Here is a 19,552-nt window from a genome sequence, read left to right on the forward strand (position 1 = left end):
ATAGATTGCCGTTTGCAAATTGTTAAGAGGGCAACTTCATTAACCTCAATTCTCAGTCAGCGTTTTATGCTGCAACAACTGCATCGTCCGGCGGTTAAACCACGAAAGGGATCCGTCATAATTCACGCTGACGATGTATGTATCCGTCATCAACGCCTTGCGGGATAACGCATAGTCCCGCGGAAGCTGCCGAATCGATCTCCGCTTTTTATCGTAATAGCTCAGTTGATTTTTCCCGAGGTTGGTGAGCACGGCGTATCCATCATCGTAGAGCGAGGCTTGTAAGTTTTCATCACCGTACGAAAGCGCCGCGGTAAAAGCGCTGCGGGCGGGATGCGCCGTATCGATTTTCATCGTCATTAAATCGGTTTGCGCCGCTTTCTCCGTTTTTAACCGAAAGCATGAAAATGTATCGGGTACCTTATTATTTGCCTGTGCGGAAAAGGCAATGTCTCCTTCCATATTAAGCGGGATGGTTTCGCTCGTTCTGATGTCAATCAGCAGGAGCGGTTGACGGATAACACCGCCCGTACTTTTGGTAATAAGCACGAATGTGTCATCAACTTGTACTGCATCTTGCAATCCGGCTGCTTGATATGTGAACAACTGTGCACCGTTTTTACCGTTCAATAGAACGAGTCCGCTAAACGCCCGCACAGCTGCGATGGTATCTTTATACACAGAAACCGAATTGAGCCGTTCCCGCGGGCGGTAGAGAATAGTCGGCGTTTGCCCTTCCTCTGCATAATACAGCGGCGCATTTTTTTCCGCTGACCAAAACAAAAAGCCGTTTCCGTATACGGTACACCGTTCGCCCGAAACGGATTGGATAACAGGCGCCGGCTTATCCGCCGGAGAAGCGGCGGCATAGAGTGTCGAACCGCTCAGCATATAGATTTTGGAATCCTTCGTGCACATATCGCTGACCTGAATTGAAGCGTCGATGTTCAGCTCCGTTAGCGAAACAGTCGCATCGCTGTTTTGTGTTAAACGGTATAGCCTACCGTCATCGGTTCCGATTACAACCGCCGCATCGACATGCCGCGCTGCCGTAATTGCTGCCGGATGCGGAAGGCTAAAAGCGGGGGATTTTTTATCACCTTGACACAAATGCCATGTTCGCCGTGCGTCCCCTTTTTCAATCCATACCGGCAGGCTATCCGTAATCTTCCCTGCAAACAGCGCCGAACGCGCGGGATAGCTTTTCAATACCTCGCCCGAAGCAGCCTTTACTACCACGACATTTCCGTTTTTATATCCGATAATCTGAGTGTAATTCTTAATCAGGCAGGGACTTTCCAATCGATCCTCAGTTTCGTACTGCGTTAGAATGGATTTTTTCGCTATATCGGCATACACAAGCCTGCCGGTTTCTCCATAAGTTACGATACTTTTTTCGCTCGGGCCGGTCGCGGCAAGCAGCACAATTCCCGGCGGACGCGGATACACTTTTTTAATCTTTCCGCTTGCATCAAGGATAGTAATGCCTTCCGTCGATGCGGTTCCGATAAAGAGATATGTCCCTTGAGCCGACCACGATAGTGAAAGAACAGAGCTGGTAAAGCGTTTTGCGTACAGCTGTTTTTTTGTTTGCCAATCCCAGAGGGAAATAGTATGAATGCTGAAACCGTCCGTTTCGTAGACGGCAATAAACGTTTTTTTTGGATGGACGGCAATGCGCTTAATCGGCAGGGTCGATACCTGCCACGTTTCGGGCTTCATCGTTCTATATGAAAAACGAGTGATAAAGCCGTCTTTTCCCGCAGCAAAAAAAGAACGTGTAATGGAAGAGTCGGCAATAGCGGTAACCCCGCCTTCAAATTGATGAGAAATACGTGCCCGTTCCAGACTGTTTTTTACAGAAGGATCTTGCCCCCCTACTCCATTTTTTTGCATCGCCGTATCGGCAAGATTTTCATCAAGTGCAGATTCTGCATTGGCATCGGTATTCTCCGATACCCCCTTGCCATTCTGCTCTCCGGCAGCACTTTCTCCCGCTCCTTCCGGAACAGAATCTTCCGTGCGAGGTGATTCATCAGAAGCAGATACGGCACCGGTTGTGTCAGATTTCTCCGGCGTTTTTTTCGATGTATCCTGTGCAGCGGCGGATGATTGCTCTCCGGCATCGGTAGGATTATCTGATTGGGATTGGTGCTGTACACCCGAATCGTCATCGTTATCCAATGTATCCGTTTGCAATTGTTCATCAGCAGCGGTTTGTTCAATCACCGATGCTGCCGGTTTGGTTGACGCAGCTGTTGAGCCGGTGTGACCGGTGGTCTGTGCCTGTATACTTACACACACACATAAAAATAAAAACAAAAGCGGAATGCATCTAAACCACCGGCTCATGATCATCTCCTTCGGCATGAATATTCTTATAGGAAAGATAGGCACCGAGCCATAAGGCTTGAAACACCTCTTTTTGTTTTTTCGCTTTGCGATCCGCTTCAATCGAACGATAAAGATTCAGTGGGATACGCATTACTGCAACCTCTTTTTCCCGTAATCCATGCACATGAAATTCAATCGTCTCATCATTGAGTTTTTCAAACAGAATTTGAATTTGCTTGCCCTTGATATTTTTTCCATTATCCAGCAAAAAGAATTTTACCGCTTCCACAATCTCAGGGTCTAAGCCGGAATCAAGGACGGCAATCCGATCCGCAAGTTCAGGATAACCGATAACAGGTGTTTGTCCTTTCTTCAGAAATTCAGTCTTTAACTTTTTATTATTTTCCGCATCGATTCGGACAGCGCCTGCGCAAAAAGCGAGGCATTCCATACGCTTCTTTTCGGGTACAAACAGCAATGTCGTCTTTTTTGATTTCCACACAAATTCCGTTTCAAGCTCGATATTGACTTTTGAATGGCAGGACGGACATATAAAAGACAAAAAGGAGCCTTTCTTTATATCTTCTTTGATTGCTGGGCGGGCATCAAGATCGATTGTTTTTTCATATTCCACGTCAAACGAACAGTCACATTTACAGGTAATTTTTTGCATAACTTCTCCTATAAAAAGTCAATAAAAAGTTTCAACTTTTTGTTGACTTTTTAAGCACATTCGCAATGAAATGAGAATGTGCAGTAGATATACAAGTTTGCAACGCAAACTTGAGTAGATAAAAGCTGACGGTATCTTCGGCAGCTTTTATCGTACGGCTCCTCACGAGATGCACAAGGAGCATCAAAAATAGATTCTTTCCACTCCCTGTTATTTCATAATATATAAGATATCCGCCCAAAGTGCAAAGAAAAAAAGCACCGCAATAAAGGCAACCCCTACAAACTGGAGATAATATAACACACGAGGCGGTATTTGTCGGCGGACAATGCATTCAATAAAGGCGGTAAAGATCAATCCTCCATCCAAAATAGGAATGGGCAAGAGGTTCATTAAAAAAAGAGACACGCATATTACCGCAACAATTTCTGCGATATTCACAAAGCCCGCCCGTACATTCTCACTAAAGCCGTCTGCTGCAAGACCGCCAATCATCGAACTGATTCGTACCGGCCCTGCAACCGCTTCGGTCATACTCACGCCCTTAAATAAAAGACCGAGGCTTTTCAGCGTAACAACCGTCAGTTCTCCGGTTTGCACCAGCCCTTTGCGCAAACTGGCAATAAAACCGGTTCCTTCTTCATTTACAGTGATATATTCCCAATTCAAACCGAGATCGACGCTGCCGTTTTCCGTGCGGACAAGGTTTACCGGCAGCTCAATCCGCTCACCGGCACGGATAAGCTCAAAGAGTGCGGTCTTTTGCGTATAGTCGCGGAAAAAGTATATCAGCGCCATCTGGTTATCGAGCGCCGTGCCGTCAATACCGGTAATACGATCACCTATTTTTATTCCCGCTAAATCGGCAGCGGAATCTTTCCGCACGGATGCAATTTCGAGCGGCACATAACGGTAAATACCGACCTGCCCCGCACCGGTCTTTTTATTCAAATCAGGACGTATCGTTATGCTAAGCTGCTCGCCACCCCGTTCAATCAGCATTGTAAGCGATTCTTCCGGATGCAGTGCAATAATCTGCTGAATGTCGGCAAAGTTCGCCGTCTTTTCATCGTTTATTTTGAGGATACGGTCGCCCATCTGTAAACCGGCTGCCCGCGCGGGCGATTGGTCGCTCGGGTCGAGGCAGTATACCGGCACAATGCGGTTGTCGGTGGTGTAATATGTTCTGCCGAGCCCGCTTATCATGGCAAGAGCCGCCGCGGCAAGCAAGAGGTTTGCAAAGGGCCCCGCAAACGCTATCAGAATCCGTTTAAAAGGATGGGCGGCAAAAAGGCTCCCCTCTTCTTTGGGAACACTCGAAAGTTTTTTTTCGTACGCCTCTCTAAATGCGTGTTCCCCCTTCATGCCGCAGTACCCGCCGAGCGGGATTGCCGATAGCCGGTACTCGGTTGCTCCTATTTTTTTACGCAACAGCACCGGCCCCCAGCCGATGGAAAAGCTTTCCACCGATACGCCGCAGAGTTTAGCAACGATGAAGTGTCCAAGCTCATGAATAAATACAACGATGCCGAGTACCGGCAATCCGATTAAAAATTTTATCATCTATATAGTCCTTCGCAGGGTAACCGCATCAGTTTATTTTTTTTACACCCCGCAGCATCACAGGGATTGTTCGACCAGAGTTTCGCCGCTTTGCGGCTCAAATGGTCGCCCAATCCCTGTGCTGCTGCGGTATTTGAACTGCACACCTGATGCGGTTATCCTTCTTTTCTAAAAATAAACTGCGTGAAATTTTAGATAAAATTTCACGCAAAAGATACGTCCATTACAGTCCTTTGCTTAGCGATATCATCGGTGATAGTCAACTCGTCAAATTCTTGTTCAATATATTTGCTCCCGTCTTTCCTTTATTATTATAGCAAAAAAAGAGATGGGGACAAGCTAGATATTCTTAACATACATCCTTAAAGCAATTTTTACCACCTCTATCATATACTGGTAAGTTTTGCGGAGCGAAACATTCTTTGAACCGCTGAAAATAGTAACTTATATAACCGCTGTCAGTGTGATACGGCTGTTATTATTTCTTTTATTTTCTGATAAGCATCTTCTTTATCTAAATGGGATAATCGATACCGTTTTTCTTTTTTTAAATATTCCATACTCAACCGCACGGCGAGCTCTTCAAATTCAGATTTCGTTTGATTTTGATTATTTCCATTGCGTAGGTTAATTTCATACAATTCTGTCTTCTCCAATAAACAATCGATAACGCAAGAATTATCTTCTTTTGAAAATACGCAGCAATTTCCATCATTATATTCAGCATAAAACCATATTTTCCAATGTATACTATTAATCGTAAATCGGTAATGTTTTTTACTTTTATCATCACTATATTTTGCCAGATTTTGCGTTAAAAATTGCGATTGTTCAGGTGGAATAAGTTCTAAATAAAAGATATATAGTTCCAAATCAATAAAGGTGGTAGCTCTTGTTTTCGGAACTAATATCCAGTTATCTTTTTTATCATCCCATTGTATATTCTTTTTCTTACAATAGGCTAAAATTTCAGGATATTTCAAGAATTTATCTAAATCATAATCTAATTTACGCTTTCCACCTTTTATATCATCGATACATTTGGTAATCATATCTTTTTCTGCATTCTGTATATTGGATTTATCTTTCAGTATATCAAGAAAAGATTGAAAACCTTTATTATTCTCATAAATCAGCGTTTTCCAATCCTTATACTCCCAACAAAAAGAATAATTTGTATTTCCTCTAAATATCTTAGGATAATTATCCGACGGTAGAATAGTCAGTAACGCTCTTCTGGTGATATCGAGCTTCCGATCCTTATGGCCATTATAAAATATCTGCCTAACGGTTTTATCGTATTCATCAAAACGTGCTACATCAAAGGTGCTGCTATCGAGTACCCCATCTCTACAGCTCCATTGCAATAGCGGCTTTATTTCACCCTTCCATAGATGATGATCTTCTGCTGCCCAAAATCGCTTTTCATAGTTTTGTCTTTCTTTTCCTCCGGTTTTATACAAAGCTAATTTAAATGCTTCTTCATCGGTTAATAAGGTTTTTGAAATTTTATCTTTAAATTCCAATAGAGATGTTATCTCAGCATTCGGCAACTTCTTTATAATGCTGAGAGCTTCAGGTAATTGTTCGGAAATAGCCTTGCTTACGTTCTCCACGCGCGAAAGATTAAAGAAAAACCGTATTACCCGTCTAATATTTTCTATATTCGATTGACCAAACCGAGAGATATATTCAATTACCGGTAAAATCTTAAATAATATAATCTGATCGTTTTGCTCCTGCGGCGCTAGGTATGAGTCAAATTTATCAATGAGTTCTTTATCGAAAAGAAACGTAATAATAGAAAAATACTTTTTCACCGTTTTAAGATCAAGCTTTCTCAGTTCGGTACTCGGCATAGAGTCGACCATATTTTGGAAAGCTGTTTTATTATCGTTTATTATATCAAATTGCAATAATACAACCCATCTAAAAAACTCCTTTAAGCCGATATCTGCAGTATCATTTTCATCTCGATTTTGCCAAAAAAAGTCTTCCCATTGTTCCCAGTCTTTGCTAGCAGATTTTTGTTTTTCGTCATCCGTAATCTTTGATAACATAAGGGGTTTTAGATTTTCAGTTTCGGTAAGCGGTTCACCGGTGGTATTAATAATCACGAAGGTTTCTTCGCCGTTTCTACGATTTTCCATATCATAATACAGAAAAAATATCTTATCTATTAGAAACTCTCCGAAAGCCTTATAGTTATCTTTTATAGTTTGAGACGTTAACCGTTTATCAATGATATCTAAGGCTTTCAGCATACTTTGTATACTAGGATCCACATCATAGTCTTTAAAATACCACGGCTGTTTTCGTATATCTTCAACATTCAGGGTTGTATTATCCCCGGCAAAAAAATTACCGGCAAGATCGAATAAAAAATAGAGCGTATTTTCCCGTATTGCATATTGTAAACGAGGCTCTTTGTTATCAGTAATATACTGCTCAAAAGAATTTTCCGTTCGCTTATTGAGCAGACCGAGTAATAAAAAAAGCGTTGTAAGACGCTGTTGTCCATCGCATAATTGCAGATAATGGGACGGCTCCTCGTATCCATATATGAGCCCCATAGTGATATGCTGATTTTTATCTTTTACAAAGAGTTCAATAAGGTTATCCGTAAAGTTTTCTACAAGACCGGCTTTGTCTCCCCAGCAATAATCACGTTGTAAATCGGGAATAATTATCTTATTCTCACCATTGAATATATCCCCTAAGCAATATTCTTTCCCTGTCTGAAAGGTTTTATTTTGTGTAACCATAATACTTTTTTATCTCCGCTATTATTTTCTCTTTATTCTGCTCTATTTCTTTATTTCCCCAACAGCTTCCTGCAAATACGGACATAGTATGCAGTAAATGACGGCTTTTAAAATTTTCAGAAAAATCAAAATACATTCGTTTTTTATCTTCAAAACTCTTGTTGCCGAATGCGGAATTCTCATTTTTGTAAAGCAGGACAAGATTTCCGATACAATGTTCATTTTTTCCGGATGCTTTTGATTGTGGTAAAATATGCTCTAATGATTTCTTTCCGTTATCCCAACAGGAAAAATCAAAAGCTCTGCCGAGTTTCGTATCTTCTTCAATATTTAATCTAAAAAGTTGCAAATACGCATATTGTTTATAATCATTATTATTGTATAAATCATTATCAGAAACTGCGTTAATTAAATCCTTTACATCATTCTCAATGATCGGTTCGTCATCTTCAGCATTTTTTTCAGCTGCTAATGCTTTTTTGATATCATTATAGGTAAGACTTAAAAATACATATTTATACCATTTTTCCAATTCATCTTGTGTAATATGATCGGAAAAATAATCGACAAGAAAGTTTATTCGATGCTTCTTGTTAAATATTTTTATTATTGCGCCGATTTTATTATGCAACTCCACCGTGTTGCCAGTGCTGTTATATACATCTTCGAATTTCTTTTGTAACCGGCGTAAATCATAAAAAAGATCATGCGCTTTTTGAGCTGAATTTTCTTTTAAAAAGAGACTTCTAAATTCTGCAAAAGAATAATCTGCATTTTTTTCTTTGTGTATTTCATAATATGTTGTTAATAAAAGACCGAGCGTGTTATTTGATTGCTCTTTCATGCCGTAAAACTCTTTTACGCTATTATTATTCCACCAATAGAGCCATCTATCCCACTCCCGTGCATATTTTCCGCGCAATAAGACTTGTTCCCATCGTTTTGCTGAATCTTCATCACTATTGCTATCTAACGATACTAAACGTAATAATTCGGCTTTTATGAGTTCCTCCGGTGTCATCACCGCTTTATTGCCGTTCATCATGGAGAAAACGGTTATCGCTTTATCGTCCGGTATAGATATGCATAAAAACTTTATGTTTTCATACAAAAATACTGCTAAATCGTGCAACTCATTAGGAGTTTTCTTTTTTAAAACTTCATGTATTATCCGTATTGTTTTCTTAAAATAATATATATCTTGATGTTTTTCGGTTTCATCTTTTTTTGCTTGTTTTACCAATTCTTCACGTGACTGTTGAGCAACTTCTGCAATATTTTGAAGAAATGAATCGGATTCTTTACGGATTTCATATTTTATTTTGAATATACGGTCTGAACCAAGATAGCGTAACAGGAGATAAAAAAAGGTTGTGCGCTGTTGTCCATCATCTATTAATATCACTTCATTATTTTTAGGTTTAGTAGTAATAATACCTTGCAAAAATAGCTCTCGCTTCTTTTCAAAAGCTGCTATAATACTGTCAATCATGTATGCTGCCGAATCTTTCTTAGAATCACGTTTTTTACCCCATATATATCCGCGTTGATAATAAGGAATAATGAAAGTAGAAGTTAGACTTAAATACTCGTTTAATGACTTTATTGAATTTTCCATATCCACACCTATCTTTATCCTACCACACTGCTATTCCATTTTCAACACACTACCGAAATTATCCTCGGTGTAACAAATAGAGACGATCTCACTGGAAATCTTATAATGCAAGCGAAGAACGCTCCGACAATTCTGATTTTGAAGCAGGCTGGAACATCATTTTAGAAACGATAAAAATACTCAAACCGAATACTGTTGTTTCATTGGGTGAAAGGCTTTTGATGTATTAAGGAATTTAGAACACGAGGGGATTACCGTTAAAAAAGAAAAATGGGGAAATGATAAAATCAACAATGCCTATCCTCGCTATTTCCGCATAGAGTTTGACGGGCACCCTATCGACACTATTTTTCTCCGGCATATGCAATGTAGGTAAACACTTGAATTATTTCCGTATGGTTGCCTTGTATTCTTACATTACATGCGTGATAATGGCGTCTGCGCGGCGGCGGGCGGATTCGTCAATGCGCATAACCTCCGTTATATCCTTCGGCGCGGCGCTCCAATCTTCCTGCATCACCTGTGCGGTAATCTCCGCTAAATGCACAAACCGGATTTGATTGCGCAAAAACGCCGCGACGGCCTGTTCATTGGCGGCGTTGAATGCGATCGGGTACCCGGCCTTTTTACGGGCGGCGGTAAACCCGAGCGATAGCATCGGAAAATCCTCCGTCCGCGGCGGCTCGAAGTGCAGGTCTAAAGGCTTGGTAAAATCGAGCGGCGCAAGATAGGGCGGCGGCTCTTCAGGATAGCTGAGCGCAGCAAAAATAGGGTTTCGCATATCGGGCGGAGAAAGCTGCGCATACACTTCGCCGCCGGTAAGCTGCACCAGCGAATGCACAATACTCGTCGGATGCACCGCAACGGTAATACGGTCGGCATCCATATCAAAAAGATGCACTGCTTCGATTACTTCCAAAGCCTTATTGGCAAGGGAGGCGGAATCGATGGTGATCTTAGCCCCCATCGCCCACGTCGGGTGTTTAAGCGCGTCCTGCAAGGTTGCTTCTTGAATACGCTTCCTCGTCCATGTTCTGAACGGGCCGCCGGAAGCGGTAATGATCAAGCGTTCAATAGCCTCCCGCCCGTGCGCTTGTATTAAGCGGTAAATGGCTGAATGCTCGGAATCTACCGGAATAATAAGGGAATGATACTTCTCGGCTTCTTTCTGCAAAAGGCGCCCCGCCATCACAATGCTTTCTTTATTCGCAAGCGCGAGTGTTCGATGAGTCCGAACCGCAATGAGGGATGCCGGTAATCCCGCCGCCCCCGCAATACCGTTCACGACAATATCGGCGGGCGTTTCAGTGAGAAACTGTTCAAGGCTCTGATGTTTTGTATCATAGTTTGCGGCTGCGGCAGAATCCGTTACCGCAAAATCCTGAAAATGAAATTCGGTACATAAGGCATCCAATACATCGGTCTTCGTGTGTACGGAAACGCCGACAAGTTCAAAACGATCCGGAAACTTGCGTATAATATCGATAGCATTTTGTCCGATTGTTCCGCTTGCCCCAAGCACAATTATCTTTTTCATTATTCCACCCTATATAATGAGACATCTAAAAACAGATGGTTGCTTTTTCGAGATGCCCGACGAGTATTCAACCTGTTCGGAAACTTCCGTTTCCGAACAGGATACCTTGAAATGAGATGTTCTTGCATCGTGCTATTCGTGCGATTTAGAACTCGTCGACCTATTCGAAGACGCAGTTATCGAATAGGTCTATTATATCCCAACGAAAAATCGATAGCAAAGGTAGAATATCGGAGCAGCAAGTAGAATAGAATCAATACTATCGAGAATACCACCGCGCCCGAGTATGAGCGCTCCTGAATCTTTTACCTCAGCGGAACGTTTAAAAATGGATTCGATAAGATCTCCGATGATGGCGGCTACTCCGGTACAAAAACCCGTTATTAAAGAGCCGCTCAAACTCTTTCCAAAGTCGGCAGGGAACAATTTAAAAGCAAGAAAGCCGACAGCAGTTGAGGCGATGAGTCCACCGATAAAGCCGACGATGCTTTTATTCGGACTCGCCGGTACAAAGCCGCGGTTTCCCTTCCCGAACAACACACCGAAAAGCCATGCAAGCGAATCACAAGAAAAAACCATCAATAAAAATACGGCGATAATATTCGAAGCTGATGTCCAGCGCGTCATAGCGGAAAGGAATACGATCAAAAATCCCGGGTAAAAAATCATAAATACGGCTGAACAAACCCGTTGGATACTTTTTTCAAACGGTTTTGAAAACGAATAAAAAGCTTCAACAAAGAAGATAAAATAGAGCGCACCGATGCCGATCAAGACCATCTCGACACGAGAAAAAAGTCCAAACATAAACAGATATACAGCCACTGGGATAATCATACCGGCTAATAAGACAATTGGTGTAGAATAGACGGCAATTTTTCGGGAAAACATGGTGCGAATTTCTATGATTGAAAGAGCGGTAACAGCAAATATTTCGAGATGTAATATCAAAAAATGTTGATACGGCAAAAAATATACCGAACTGATTACAAGAGGCAAGCCGACGACAAACATTATTATCCGTTCAATAATCTTTTTCATACGATCCTTCCGAAGCGTCGTGTGCGTTTACCGTAAGCGTCTAATGCTTCCTGCAGATGAGTGGGTGTAAAATCCGGCCACAAGACATCCGAACCGTAAAATTCGGCATACGCGGTTTGCCATAATAAGAAATTACTTAAACGCTTTTCCCCGCCGGTACGGATAACAAAATCAACAGGCGGAACTCCTGCCGTGTCGAGCAACTGTTCAAAGGTATCTTCCGTAAGCGCTTCAAGCTGTTCGCCGCTCAGCTTTTTTATTGCACGAATAATTTCATCCTTACCACCATAGTTAATGGCAAGTTGCATGGTTGTTCCCGTATAGTGTTCCGTTTTTTTCATTATATCGGCAATATCCGCTTGAATTGCACGCGGCAATGCTGTCGCATTGCCGATATGCCGTACCTTAATATTGTTCGCAGCATAAAAGGCGAGTTCCGCACGCAGATGTTGTTGAATAAGACCCATCAAAAAACCGACTTCTTCCTCCGTGCGTTTCCAGTTTTCCGTCGAAAACACATACAGAGTGATGTATGGTATATGTAAATCTGAGACAGCCTTGACAATTCGCTTTGCCGCTTCCAGTCCTTCTTGATGTCCTTTTGTACGAGCTAATCCCCGCTGCTCGGCCCATCGCCCGTTGCCGTCCATGATGACGGCAATATGCTGCACTATCATTAACCTTCCATAATCTCTTTTTCTTTTTCAGCAAGGAGCTTATTGATATCGCTGATATGAGCGTCCGTTGCTTTTTGGAACTTTTCTTCGGCTGCCTTTAACGCATCTTCACTTAAAAGTCCCTCTTTTTGCTGTTTTTTTGCATCATCAATTCCATCGCGCCGAATATTGCGGATTGCAACGCGGCACTGCTCTGCAAAGTTTTTCGCTTGTTTTGCGAGCTCCTTTCGGCGTTCTTCGGTAAGCGGCGGAATTGCGATACGGATAAGTTTACCGTCATTGGCAGGGTTTAACGAAAGCTCCGATTTAAGGATGGCTTTTTCGATTTCTCCCAATAACGATTTATCCCACGGCTGAATAACCACTAAGCGAGCTTCCGGAATAGAAATGGTCGCCACTTGATTGAGCGGCGTCGGCTGCCCATAGCTATCCACCCGTATTTTATCAAACAAAGAAGCGGAAGCACGGCCTGTCCTAAGCCCGTTAAATTCATCTTTCAACGCCGCAATCGACTTCTTCATTTTGTCTTCATAGACACTATGAATATCGCTCATATCCGCCCTCTATTGACCAAGCTGCCACAGCACAAGCTTTGAAAGACTGATATTCGCACCGAGCTGCTTTCCTACTTCTTTCATCTTTGCCGCTACGGATACCTTGTCATCCTTAACAAAGGCTTGCTCAAGGAAGCAGATTTCGGCTAAATGCTTATTGAGCTTTCCTTTTACGATGCCTTCTTTTACGTTATCGGGCTTCTGCAATTCGGCAACCTGTCCGCGGAATACTTCAAGCTGCTCGTCGATATAGGCAGCATCGACATCTTCTTTCTTTACATAGAGCGGGGTAAATGCTGCTGCGTGGAGACAGCAGTCATACGCAAAGTCCTTGAATGCTTTCTCGGCAAATACAGCGGGCTTATCGGATTTCAATACGACGATAACGCCGGTTTTTTTGTCGGAGTGGACGTAGTGTGCAATGTATTCGTCGCTGCCCGCTTGTACGGCAGTTAAGCGCCGCAGACCCATATTCTCGCGAACGCGGGTTGCAAGGTCGAGTACCATATCGCTCAATTCTTGTTGAACATCGGTATAGCCTTTTGCAAGAGCAGTCTCTGCAATTTTATCGCCCACTGCGATAAAATCGGCATTTTTTGCAACAAAGTCGGTCTCGCAGGTTAATTCCGCCATCACCGCTTTAGAATCGGCGGTTTTAACAACGATGATACCTTCGCTGGTCGCGCGGCTCGCACGCTTTTCAACAGCGGCAAGGCCTTTTTCTTTTAAGTATTTTTCCGCTTCTTTTGCGTCGCCGTTACATTCCTGCAAAGCTTTTTTACATTCCATCATACCGGCGCCGGTCTTTTCGCGCAGCGCCTTTACATCAGATGCTTTTATTTCCATAATTAATTTCTCCCTCAATCTTTGTGCATGGTAAGATACCGCTGAAAGCATACACACCGTTCAGCGGCAAGTTTTACAAGGTAACCTATTCAGAAACGGAAGTTTCCGAACAGGTTTATTCTTTAGCGGTCGCCGTACAGCGTGTCTTCGTCGATTAAAGAGCTGCTGCTGTCATCCGCTTCTTCTTCAGTTTCGTTCTTTTCCGAAGGGGTATAGTTGGAATAATCCGTAATTTCTTCATCTTCGCGATCTTGATACGGATCGATACCGGAATCGTTGAATCCCTCGTCTCCGTCCTGCAAGTTTTCGATAATCTTGAGACCGCTTTCGTTATCTGCTTCGATAACGGCATTCGCAATAATTTGAGTGAATAAAGAAATCGAGCGGATGGCGTCGTCGTTACCCGGAATCGGATAGTCAATCCCTTCGGGGTTACAGTTTGTGTCGACAACTGCAACAATGGGGATTCCCATGCGGCGCGCTTCGCTGATGGCAATAGTCTCTTTCCGCGTATCGATGATAAAGATGATGCCCGGCAAGTCTTTCATCTCTTTGATACCGCCGAGGTTCTTTTCGAGCTTTGCTTTTTCTTTCTGCAGCACTGCAACCTCTTTTTTGGTAAGGCTGTCAAAAGTGCCGTCGTTTTCCATTTTTTCGATTTTCTTGAGACGTGCAAGGCTTTTCTTAATGGTAGAAAAGTTTGTCAACATTCCGCCGAGCCAACGGTTATTAACATAGAACATTCCGCAGCGTTCAGCTTCTTTTGCAATGGTTTGCTGTACTTGTTTTTTAGTTCCGACAAATAAGACGGATTTTCCTGCTGCGGTTGTCTTACGCACCGCCTCGTATGCCTCGCGGATTGCAGTGATGGTTTTCTGCAAATCGATAATGTGGATACCGTTCCGTTCCGCAAAAATGTATTTCTTCATCCGCGGATCCCAGCGTTTTACCTGATGTCCGAAGTGAACACCGGATTCAAGCAGGTTTTTCATGGTTACTACTGCCATGGTTACTCCTTCACGAGCTTTTTTAAGCCCATCCTTCTCTATTTCTCTAAAAATGCACTCCGAACGTTTCTAAAAATATGGTAAGATTTTAGAGGTTTCCCACTGCATTTTAGGATATTTACACAGCTGCTATTTTTTTAAGTAAAGCTATAGCCGTGCTCAGTCAAAATATCATATAACTCATAAATAGGCAAGCCTACGATTCCGCTGTACGAACCTTCTATTTTTGTAATAAAACACGCCGCCGTTCCCTGTATGCGGTAGCCTCCGGCAGCGCCTTGCCACTCTCCCGTACTGAGATACCAATCGATTTCGGCCTCCGACAACGCCTTAAAAAACACCTGCGAACTGCTGATTCGGGTTGAAATGTGCTGTAATTTTTCGTCGTAGCAACAAATCGCCGTGATAACCTTATGCGCAGTATTGGAATACGATTGCAGCATCTTGCGGGCATCGTCAATATTGGCGGGTTTTCCCATCGGCGTACCGTTAGAAAAAATGAGCGTGTCGGCAGAGATAATCCACGGCGTATTGATTTTGAGCGGAGAGCGAAGCAGCGCCTCTGCCTTCCGCAATGCAATCTGCTCTACCGCTTTTTCGGGAGAAAGATCAAGGGCGACAACTTCATCAGCCTCCGACGGGATACTGATAAATGGTATATTCAAATGTTTTAAAATATCCTGCCGTTGAGGCGATTTGGATGCAAGGATAATGGGTTCCATTCCTAACAGTATACGAGAGGAATCGTAAAAAAACAAGCAAGATCAGAAACAGTACCCTTAGTATAATACTGTTTATTATACATCTGTACGAACGAAATATTATCCGTAACGCCTGCAAAAAACCCTACATGAGGTAGAAAGTAAAAACTTACCCCGACGTTAAGGCCGAGTCCCAATAAACCAATGAGGCTGTCTCTTATCTCAATTCGTTTAGATATGAGAGACACCGCATGCCTACTGCATTAATTCACGCTGCACACGTTGCACAACATAATCGACAATGCCTTCAAGCGGTATGTTCATCGACTCTTTATTCGAACGGAACTTAAATTCAATATTAGGCAGTTTCTTATCGCTGATAACAAGCCGGATAGGCAAGCCGATTAAATCCATATCCTTGAACTTAACCCCCGGCCGTTCTACACGGTCATCCAGCAATACCTCAATCCCACGAGCTGTGAGTTCATCGTGCAGCCGGTCAGCAGTGGCTTTCATTGTTCCTTCATACTGTATCGGTACGATGCCGACATGATACGGGGCAACGCTCATCGGCCAGATAATTCCGTTATCGTCGTGATGCTCTTCGATAATCGATGCCAGAGCACGGTCGATGCCGATACCGTAGCAACCCATTAAAGGATATTGCTGTTGACCGCTTTCGTCAAGGTAAGTCATATTCATACTCTTGGTGTATTTTGTACCGAGTTTGAAAATGTGTCCAAGCTCATTGCCTTTTTTGCTGTAAAACGGCGTTTTGCACAAGGGGCAAAGATCGCCGGCTTTTACAATGCGGACATCACATACCAAAGCAGGAGTAAAATCCCGTTTCGGTTCAACATGAATATAGTGCATATCTTTTTCCAATGCACCTGCGACGGCATCGTGCATCATCATGACGCTTTCGTCAGCCAATACGGGAGCCTTGGTTAAACCGACAGGACCGGCAAAACCGACTACGGTACCCGTAATATCTTCCACATCCGCATTGGATGCAAGTTCAACCTCCGCCGCTTTAAGCGCAGCCGTCAATTTTGCTTCGTTCACTTCCAAATCGCCGCGGATACACACTGCGACAAACTCAGAGTCGATAACCTCGGAATCCTTTACATGATAGATCAACGTTTTGATAAAGGCCTTCGGTGAAGTATGCAAGAAAGCAACTAATTCCTCTATTGTGCGGGCATCGGGCGTCGGCAGTTTAGTACATTTTTCCGACGTTTCGGGAAGTTCGGTGTAGGGATCGGGTGCACAGGCTGCCTTTTCTTCGTTTGCCGAATAGCGGCACTGCGGACAAAGGATGAGCGTGTCATCCCCGATTGCGGATTCAACCATAAATTCCTCGGAGCCGCTGCCGCCCATAGAACCGGAATCCGCCCGCACCCGAATAATGCTTAGGCCGAAGCGGCGGAAAATCTTTTCGTATGCTTCGCCGAATGTACGGTAGGTTTTATCCAGACATTCAGCATTCGTGTGGAAGGAATACGCATCTTTCATCGTAAACTCACGGGCACGCATTAATCCGTAACGGGGACGAATTTCATCACGATACTTAGTATTGATATGATACACCGAAAGCGGATAATCCTTGTACGAACCGAGCTCGTACCGCATAAGGGCGGTAAACGATTCTTCATTTGTAGGGCTGACAACGAGGTCTTGACCGAGCCGGTTCTTCATCCGTAACAGGCCGTCCCCCATCGTGTACCAACGCTTGGATTCCTGCCAAATTTCCCCCGGAGCGACAACCGAAGCCTTACACTCCAAACATCCGGTAGCGTCGATTTCCTCCCGTACGATATTTTCAACCTTCCTAAATACCCGTAAACCGAGCGGCAGATAATTAAACAGCCCGTTGCCCAATCTGCGGATCATTCCGGCGCGTAATAATAATTGATGACTGATAACAACTGCTTCCGCAGGCGTTTCCCGTAATGTGGGAATAAAAGTTTGAGATCTTTTCACACTATGCCTCACTCAGGGTAATCGCATCAGCCTTTTTTCGGGATATTCCCGCAGAAGAATGGAGGTTTATCAACCAGAATTTCGCCGCTTTGCGTCTCAAATGGTTGTCCAACCTCCATTCTTCTGCGATATGTGCCTATGTGTCTGATGCGATTGCCCTTCTTCTAATAAAAAATAACCGGTACGAAATTTTAGAAAATTTCGTACAAAAAGGAAGTCAACCGCTTGAAATATTTCCGATCCGGTTGCCCTGATGCCTCACTATCTTAAACTAAGTTGAGAGCATATAGATTTTTTTTTTTTATGTAAAGAGAGTAGGTATACAGTAATCAACCAACCACATTCGGAAATAGTTCTTAATTCTGCGGTAGGACTATATCCTCCGGAGCACTCCCCTCAATATGCAAAAAAACCCTGTTTGGCATACAAGCATTCCAGTCGCCCACATTTTTGAGTGCTGCGGCCTTTACACAGGTTTTATTGGGACACGGAGAATCGGAAATAAAAGCAGTATTGTTTTCTATACGGACGGTCGTATTGCCGATTGCACCGGGTACAACTACCGTGCGCGTTTCGGTAAGCGGATATATCCATTTACCGCTCGGGGTTTCGATCACCAGCCGCTGTGCACGATTCTCTCCGGTATAGAGAAGAAAACCTGCCCATAAAGAAACCGTAATAATGGAAGCAAAAATAAAATAATCAAGAACACGCAAACGTCGGAAAATAGGAATCATACGCTGTACTCTTTTTTTGTTTTTCGAGTTAAAAGCGCTCGTTGTATCTTGCCGTTAATACCTTCTGCAAAAAAGGCTTGCAGCAAATCTTTGTTATCCATTGTTTTTTGATATCCGAACGCAATCTGTTTTTTGGGGTCTGAAAAATCACGGGAAGACCGAGTGCTTGTCAAATTGATAAACGCAGTAGGGTATTCATTCGGCTGCAGCGCAATATGAGCAGTAGTACAGGTAAGCGTCCTCATCAGTACTGCAACCGAAGTATCCAATTCTGAGGCGGCAACCGGTTCAAAGGAGCCGAAAGTAAGCGCAAGAATATTTTTATACCCCTGCTCACGGGCAATCCAAACGGGGGTATTGTCCATCACACAAGCATCTATCAACATTTCATTCTGCCGCTTAACAGGAGTAAAGAGTCCGGGATAAGAAGAACTCGCCCTCATTGCATCCGCTAATAGTCCTGAATTGAATACAACTTCTTTTCCGCTGCAAAGGTCAAAGGCATTGCAAAAAAAAGGAATAGTACAGTCATCAAAAGATTTACAACCGGAGAGTTCCAAAAAGAATTTATGCGCTTTTTCTCCCGAATCCGCTCCCGTGCCGGAAAGCATACGGGTAATCAACGTACCATAGTGAATAATCTGATTAAGGGCGTGTTTAAAAAGCGGAATATGCACACCGCCTCCGCCGACATATCGGTTGACATCAAAGGATTCTTCAAAAACGGCTTCCATTTCACGTACCGTTTTTCCGCTTGCATATAAGCCGCCGATAATCGAACCCATCGAACAGCCGACAATACAGTCCGGCTTAGGGAGATTCAATTCTTCAAGCGCCTTAAAAAAGCCGATATACGCAAGCCCTGCGGCTCCGCCTCCTGATAACACAAGTGCCCATTTCATAGTAACTGATAGTATACAAAAAAATACGATATACGCCTATAGCGCATTTACCACCTGCTTGAAGAAAGTTATAAATTATAGTATCTTCTATTTATTGATTATTGACGTTCGGCGTTATCAATTTTAGCGGAGGATAGATATGGCGATTACTGACGCGCAGTTTCAATTGGTTACCTTTCAGCTCGGCGAAGAGCTTTACGGTGTTGATATAATGGATGTAAAAGAGATAGTAAAGATTCAAGAAGTTCGGCAGATCCCGAATGCACCGTATTACGTCGAAGGTTTTTTCCATTTGCGGAATGAAATTATACCGATTATCAGTTTGCATAAACGGTTCCATCTTAAAAAGGCGGATTTTGACGGCGACGATGAATATTTAGGAGGATTTATCATCCTTAAAATCGGAAAATATAAGATCGGTATTGTAATTGATCGCATCGCACGTGTTATTATGGTACGGCAAGAAGATGTTCAGCCGCCGCCTCAGATGATTACCGGTATCGGTACCGAATATATCAACGGGGTTATCCGCCAAGACTCAGGGTATCTCATCCTCTTGGATATCCGCAGATTGTTTAATCCGAAAGAATTACAGAAGCTCACTTCCTTCTAGT

At 43.2% G+C, this 19,552-nt stretch carries 16 protein-coding genes; 1 reads left to right on the top strand and 15 read right to left on the bottom strand.

All coding sequences use genetic code 11. The features are described from left to right. Positions 1-45 precede the first annotated feature (45 nt). The 15 genes from HGH47_RS09640 to HGH47_RS09710 all read right to left on the bottom strand — a co-directional run bounded on the left by HGH47_RS09640 (position 46) and on the right by HGH47_RS09710 (position 18,938). Positions 46-2,352 (bottom strand): hypothetical protein, encoded by a 2,307-nt coding sequence (locus HGH47_RS09640; RefSeq protein ID WP_432912073.1) that lies wholly within the window; start codon positions 2,350-2,352, stop codon positions 46-48. Then, the gene (locus tag HGH47_RS09645; RefSeq protein WP_432912076.1) at positions 2,336-3,007 is read right to left on the bottom strand and encodes a CpXC domain-containing protein; all 672 of its coding nucleotides are present in this window, start codon (positions 3,005-3,007) and stop codon (positions 2,336-2,338) included. Before HGH47_RS09645 ends, HGH47_RS09640 begins: the two co-directional genes overlap by 17 nt. Positions 3,008-3,217: 210 nt before the next feature. Next, entirely contained in the window at positions 3,218-4,570 is a 1,353-nt protein-coding gene (gene rseP / locus HGH47_RS09650) for an RIP metalloprotease RseP (RefSeq protein ID WP_432912079.1), read from the bottom strand. 458 nt (positions 4,571-5,028) lie between these two features. After that, the gene (locus tag HGH47_RS09655; protein ID WP_212564720.1) at positions 5,029-7,335 is read right to left on the bottom strand and encodes a DUF262 domain-containing protein; all 2,307 of its coding nucleotides are present in this window, start codon (positions 7,333-7,335) and stop codon (positions 5,029-5,031) included. Beyond that, positions 7,319-8,953, bottom strand: a complete 1,635-nt coding sequence (locus HGH47_RS09660) for a DUF262 domain-containing protein (protein ID WP_212564719.1) — start codon at positions 8,951-8,953, stop codon at positions 7,319-7,321. Before HGH47_RS09660 ends, HGH47_RS09655 begins: the two co-directional genes overlap by 17 nt. 412 nt (positions 8,954-9,365) lie before the next feature. After that, positions 9,366-10,490, bottom strand: coding sequence for a 1-deoxy-D-xylulose-5-phosphate reductoisomerase (dxr, locus tag HGH47_RS09665; protein ID WP_212564718.1), 1,125 nt, complete (start codon positions 10,488-10,490; stop codon positions 9,366-9,368). Positions 10,491-10,682: 192 nt separating this feature from the next. Continuing rightward, positions 10,683-11,531, bottom strand: coding sequence for a phosphatidate cytidylyltransferase (locus HGH47_RS09670; protein ID WP_212564717.1), 849 nt, complete (start codon positions 11,529-11,531; stop codon positions 10,683-10,685). Then, a complete protein-coding gene (gene uppS, locus HGH47_RS09675) occupies positions 11,528-12,208 on the bottom strand; it encodes a polyprenyl diphosphate synthase (RefSeq protein ID WP_212564716.1) in 681 nt (226 codons plus the stop codon). Before uppS ends, HGH47_RS09670 begins: the two co-directional genes overlap by 4 nt. Further along, positions 12,208-12,762 (bottom strand): ribosome recycling factor, encoded by a 555-nt coding sequence (gene frr / locus HGH47_RS09680; protein WP_212564715.1) that lies wholly within the window; start codon positions 12,760-12,762, stop codon positions 12,208-12,210. The genes uppS and frr overlap by 1 nt, the downstream gene beginning before the upstream one ends. A 9-nt stretch (positions 12,763-12,771) precedes the next feature. Beyond that, positions 12,772-13,608: a translation elongation factor Ts gene (gene tsf / locus HGH47_RS09685; RefSeq protein ID WP_212564714.1), complete on the bottom strand. Its 837-nt coding sequence runs from the start codon at positions 13,606-13,608 to the stop codon at positions 12,772-12,774. 122 nt (positions 13,609-13,730) lie between these two features. Continuing rightward, positions 13,731-14,615 (bottom strand): 30S ribosomal protein S2, encoded by an 885-nt coding sequence (rpsB, locus tag HGH47_RS09690; RefSeq protein WP_212564713.1) that lies wholly within the window; start codon positions 14,613-14,615, stop codon positions 13,731-13,733. Positions 14,616-14,752: 137 nt separating this feature from the next. Next, on the bottom strand, positions 14,753-15,337 hold the full coding sequence (locus HGH47_RS09695; RefSeq protein WP_212564712.1) for a Maf family protein: 585 nt from the start codon (positions 15,335-15,337) through the stop codon (positions 14,753-14,755). A gap of 234 nt (positions 15,338-15,571) precedes the next feature. Continuing rightward, positions 15,572-17,299: a proline--tRNA ligase gene (locus HGH47_RS09700; RefSeq protein WP_212564711.1), complete on the bottom strand. Its 1,728-nt coding sequence runs from the start codon at positions 17,297-17,299 to the stop codon at positions 15,572-15,574. A 356-nt stretch (positions 17,300-17,655) separates the two neighbouring features. Beyond that, positions 17,656-18,036 (bottom strand): NusG domain II-containing protein, encoded by a 381-nt coding sequence (locus HGH47_RS09705; RefSeq protein ID WP_212564710.1) that lies wholly within the window; start codon positions 18,034-18,036, stop codon positions 17,656-17,658. Next, a complete protein-coding gene (locus HGH47_RS09710) occupies positions 18,033-18,938 on the bottom strand; it encodes a patatin-like phospholipase family protein (protein ID WP_212564709.1) in 906 nt (301 codons plus the stop codon). The genes HGH47_RS09705 and HGH47_RS09710 overlap by 4 nt, the downstream gene beginning before the upstream one ends. Positions 18,939-19,077: 139 nt before the next feature. Here HGH47_RS09710 and HGH47_RS09715 point away from each other — a divergent pair, with 139 nt between their 5' ends. Beyond that, complete coding sequence (locus HGH47_RS09715; protein WP_212564708.1) at positions 19,078-19,551, top strand: chemotaxis protein CheW; 474 nt, start codon at positions 19,078-19,080, stop codon at positions 19,549-19,551. Position 19,552 lies beyond the last annotated feature (1 nt).

The organism is Treponema sp. OMZ 805, assembly GCF_050937395.1.
Classification (GTDB): domain Bacteria; phylum Spirochaetota; class Spirochaetia; order Treponematales; family Treponemataceae; genus Treponema.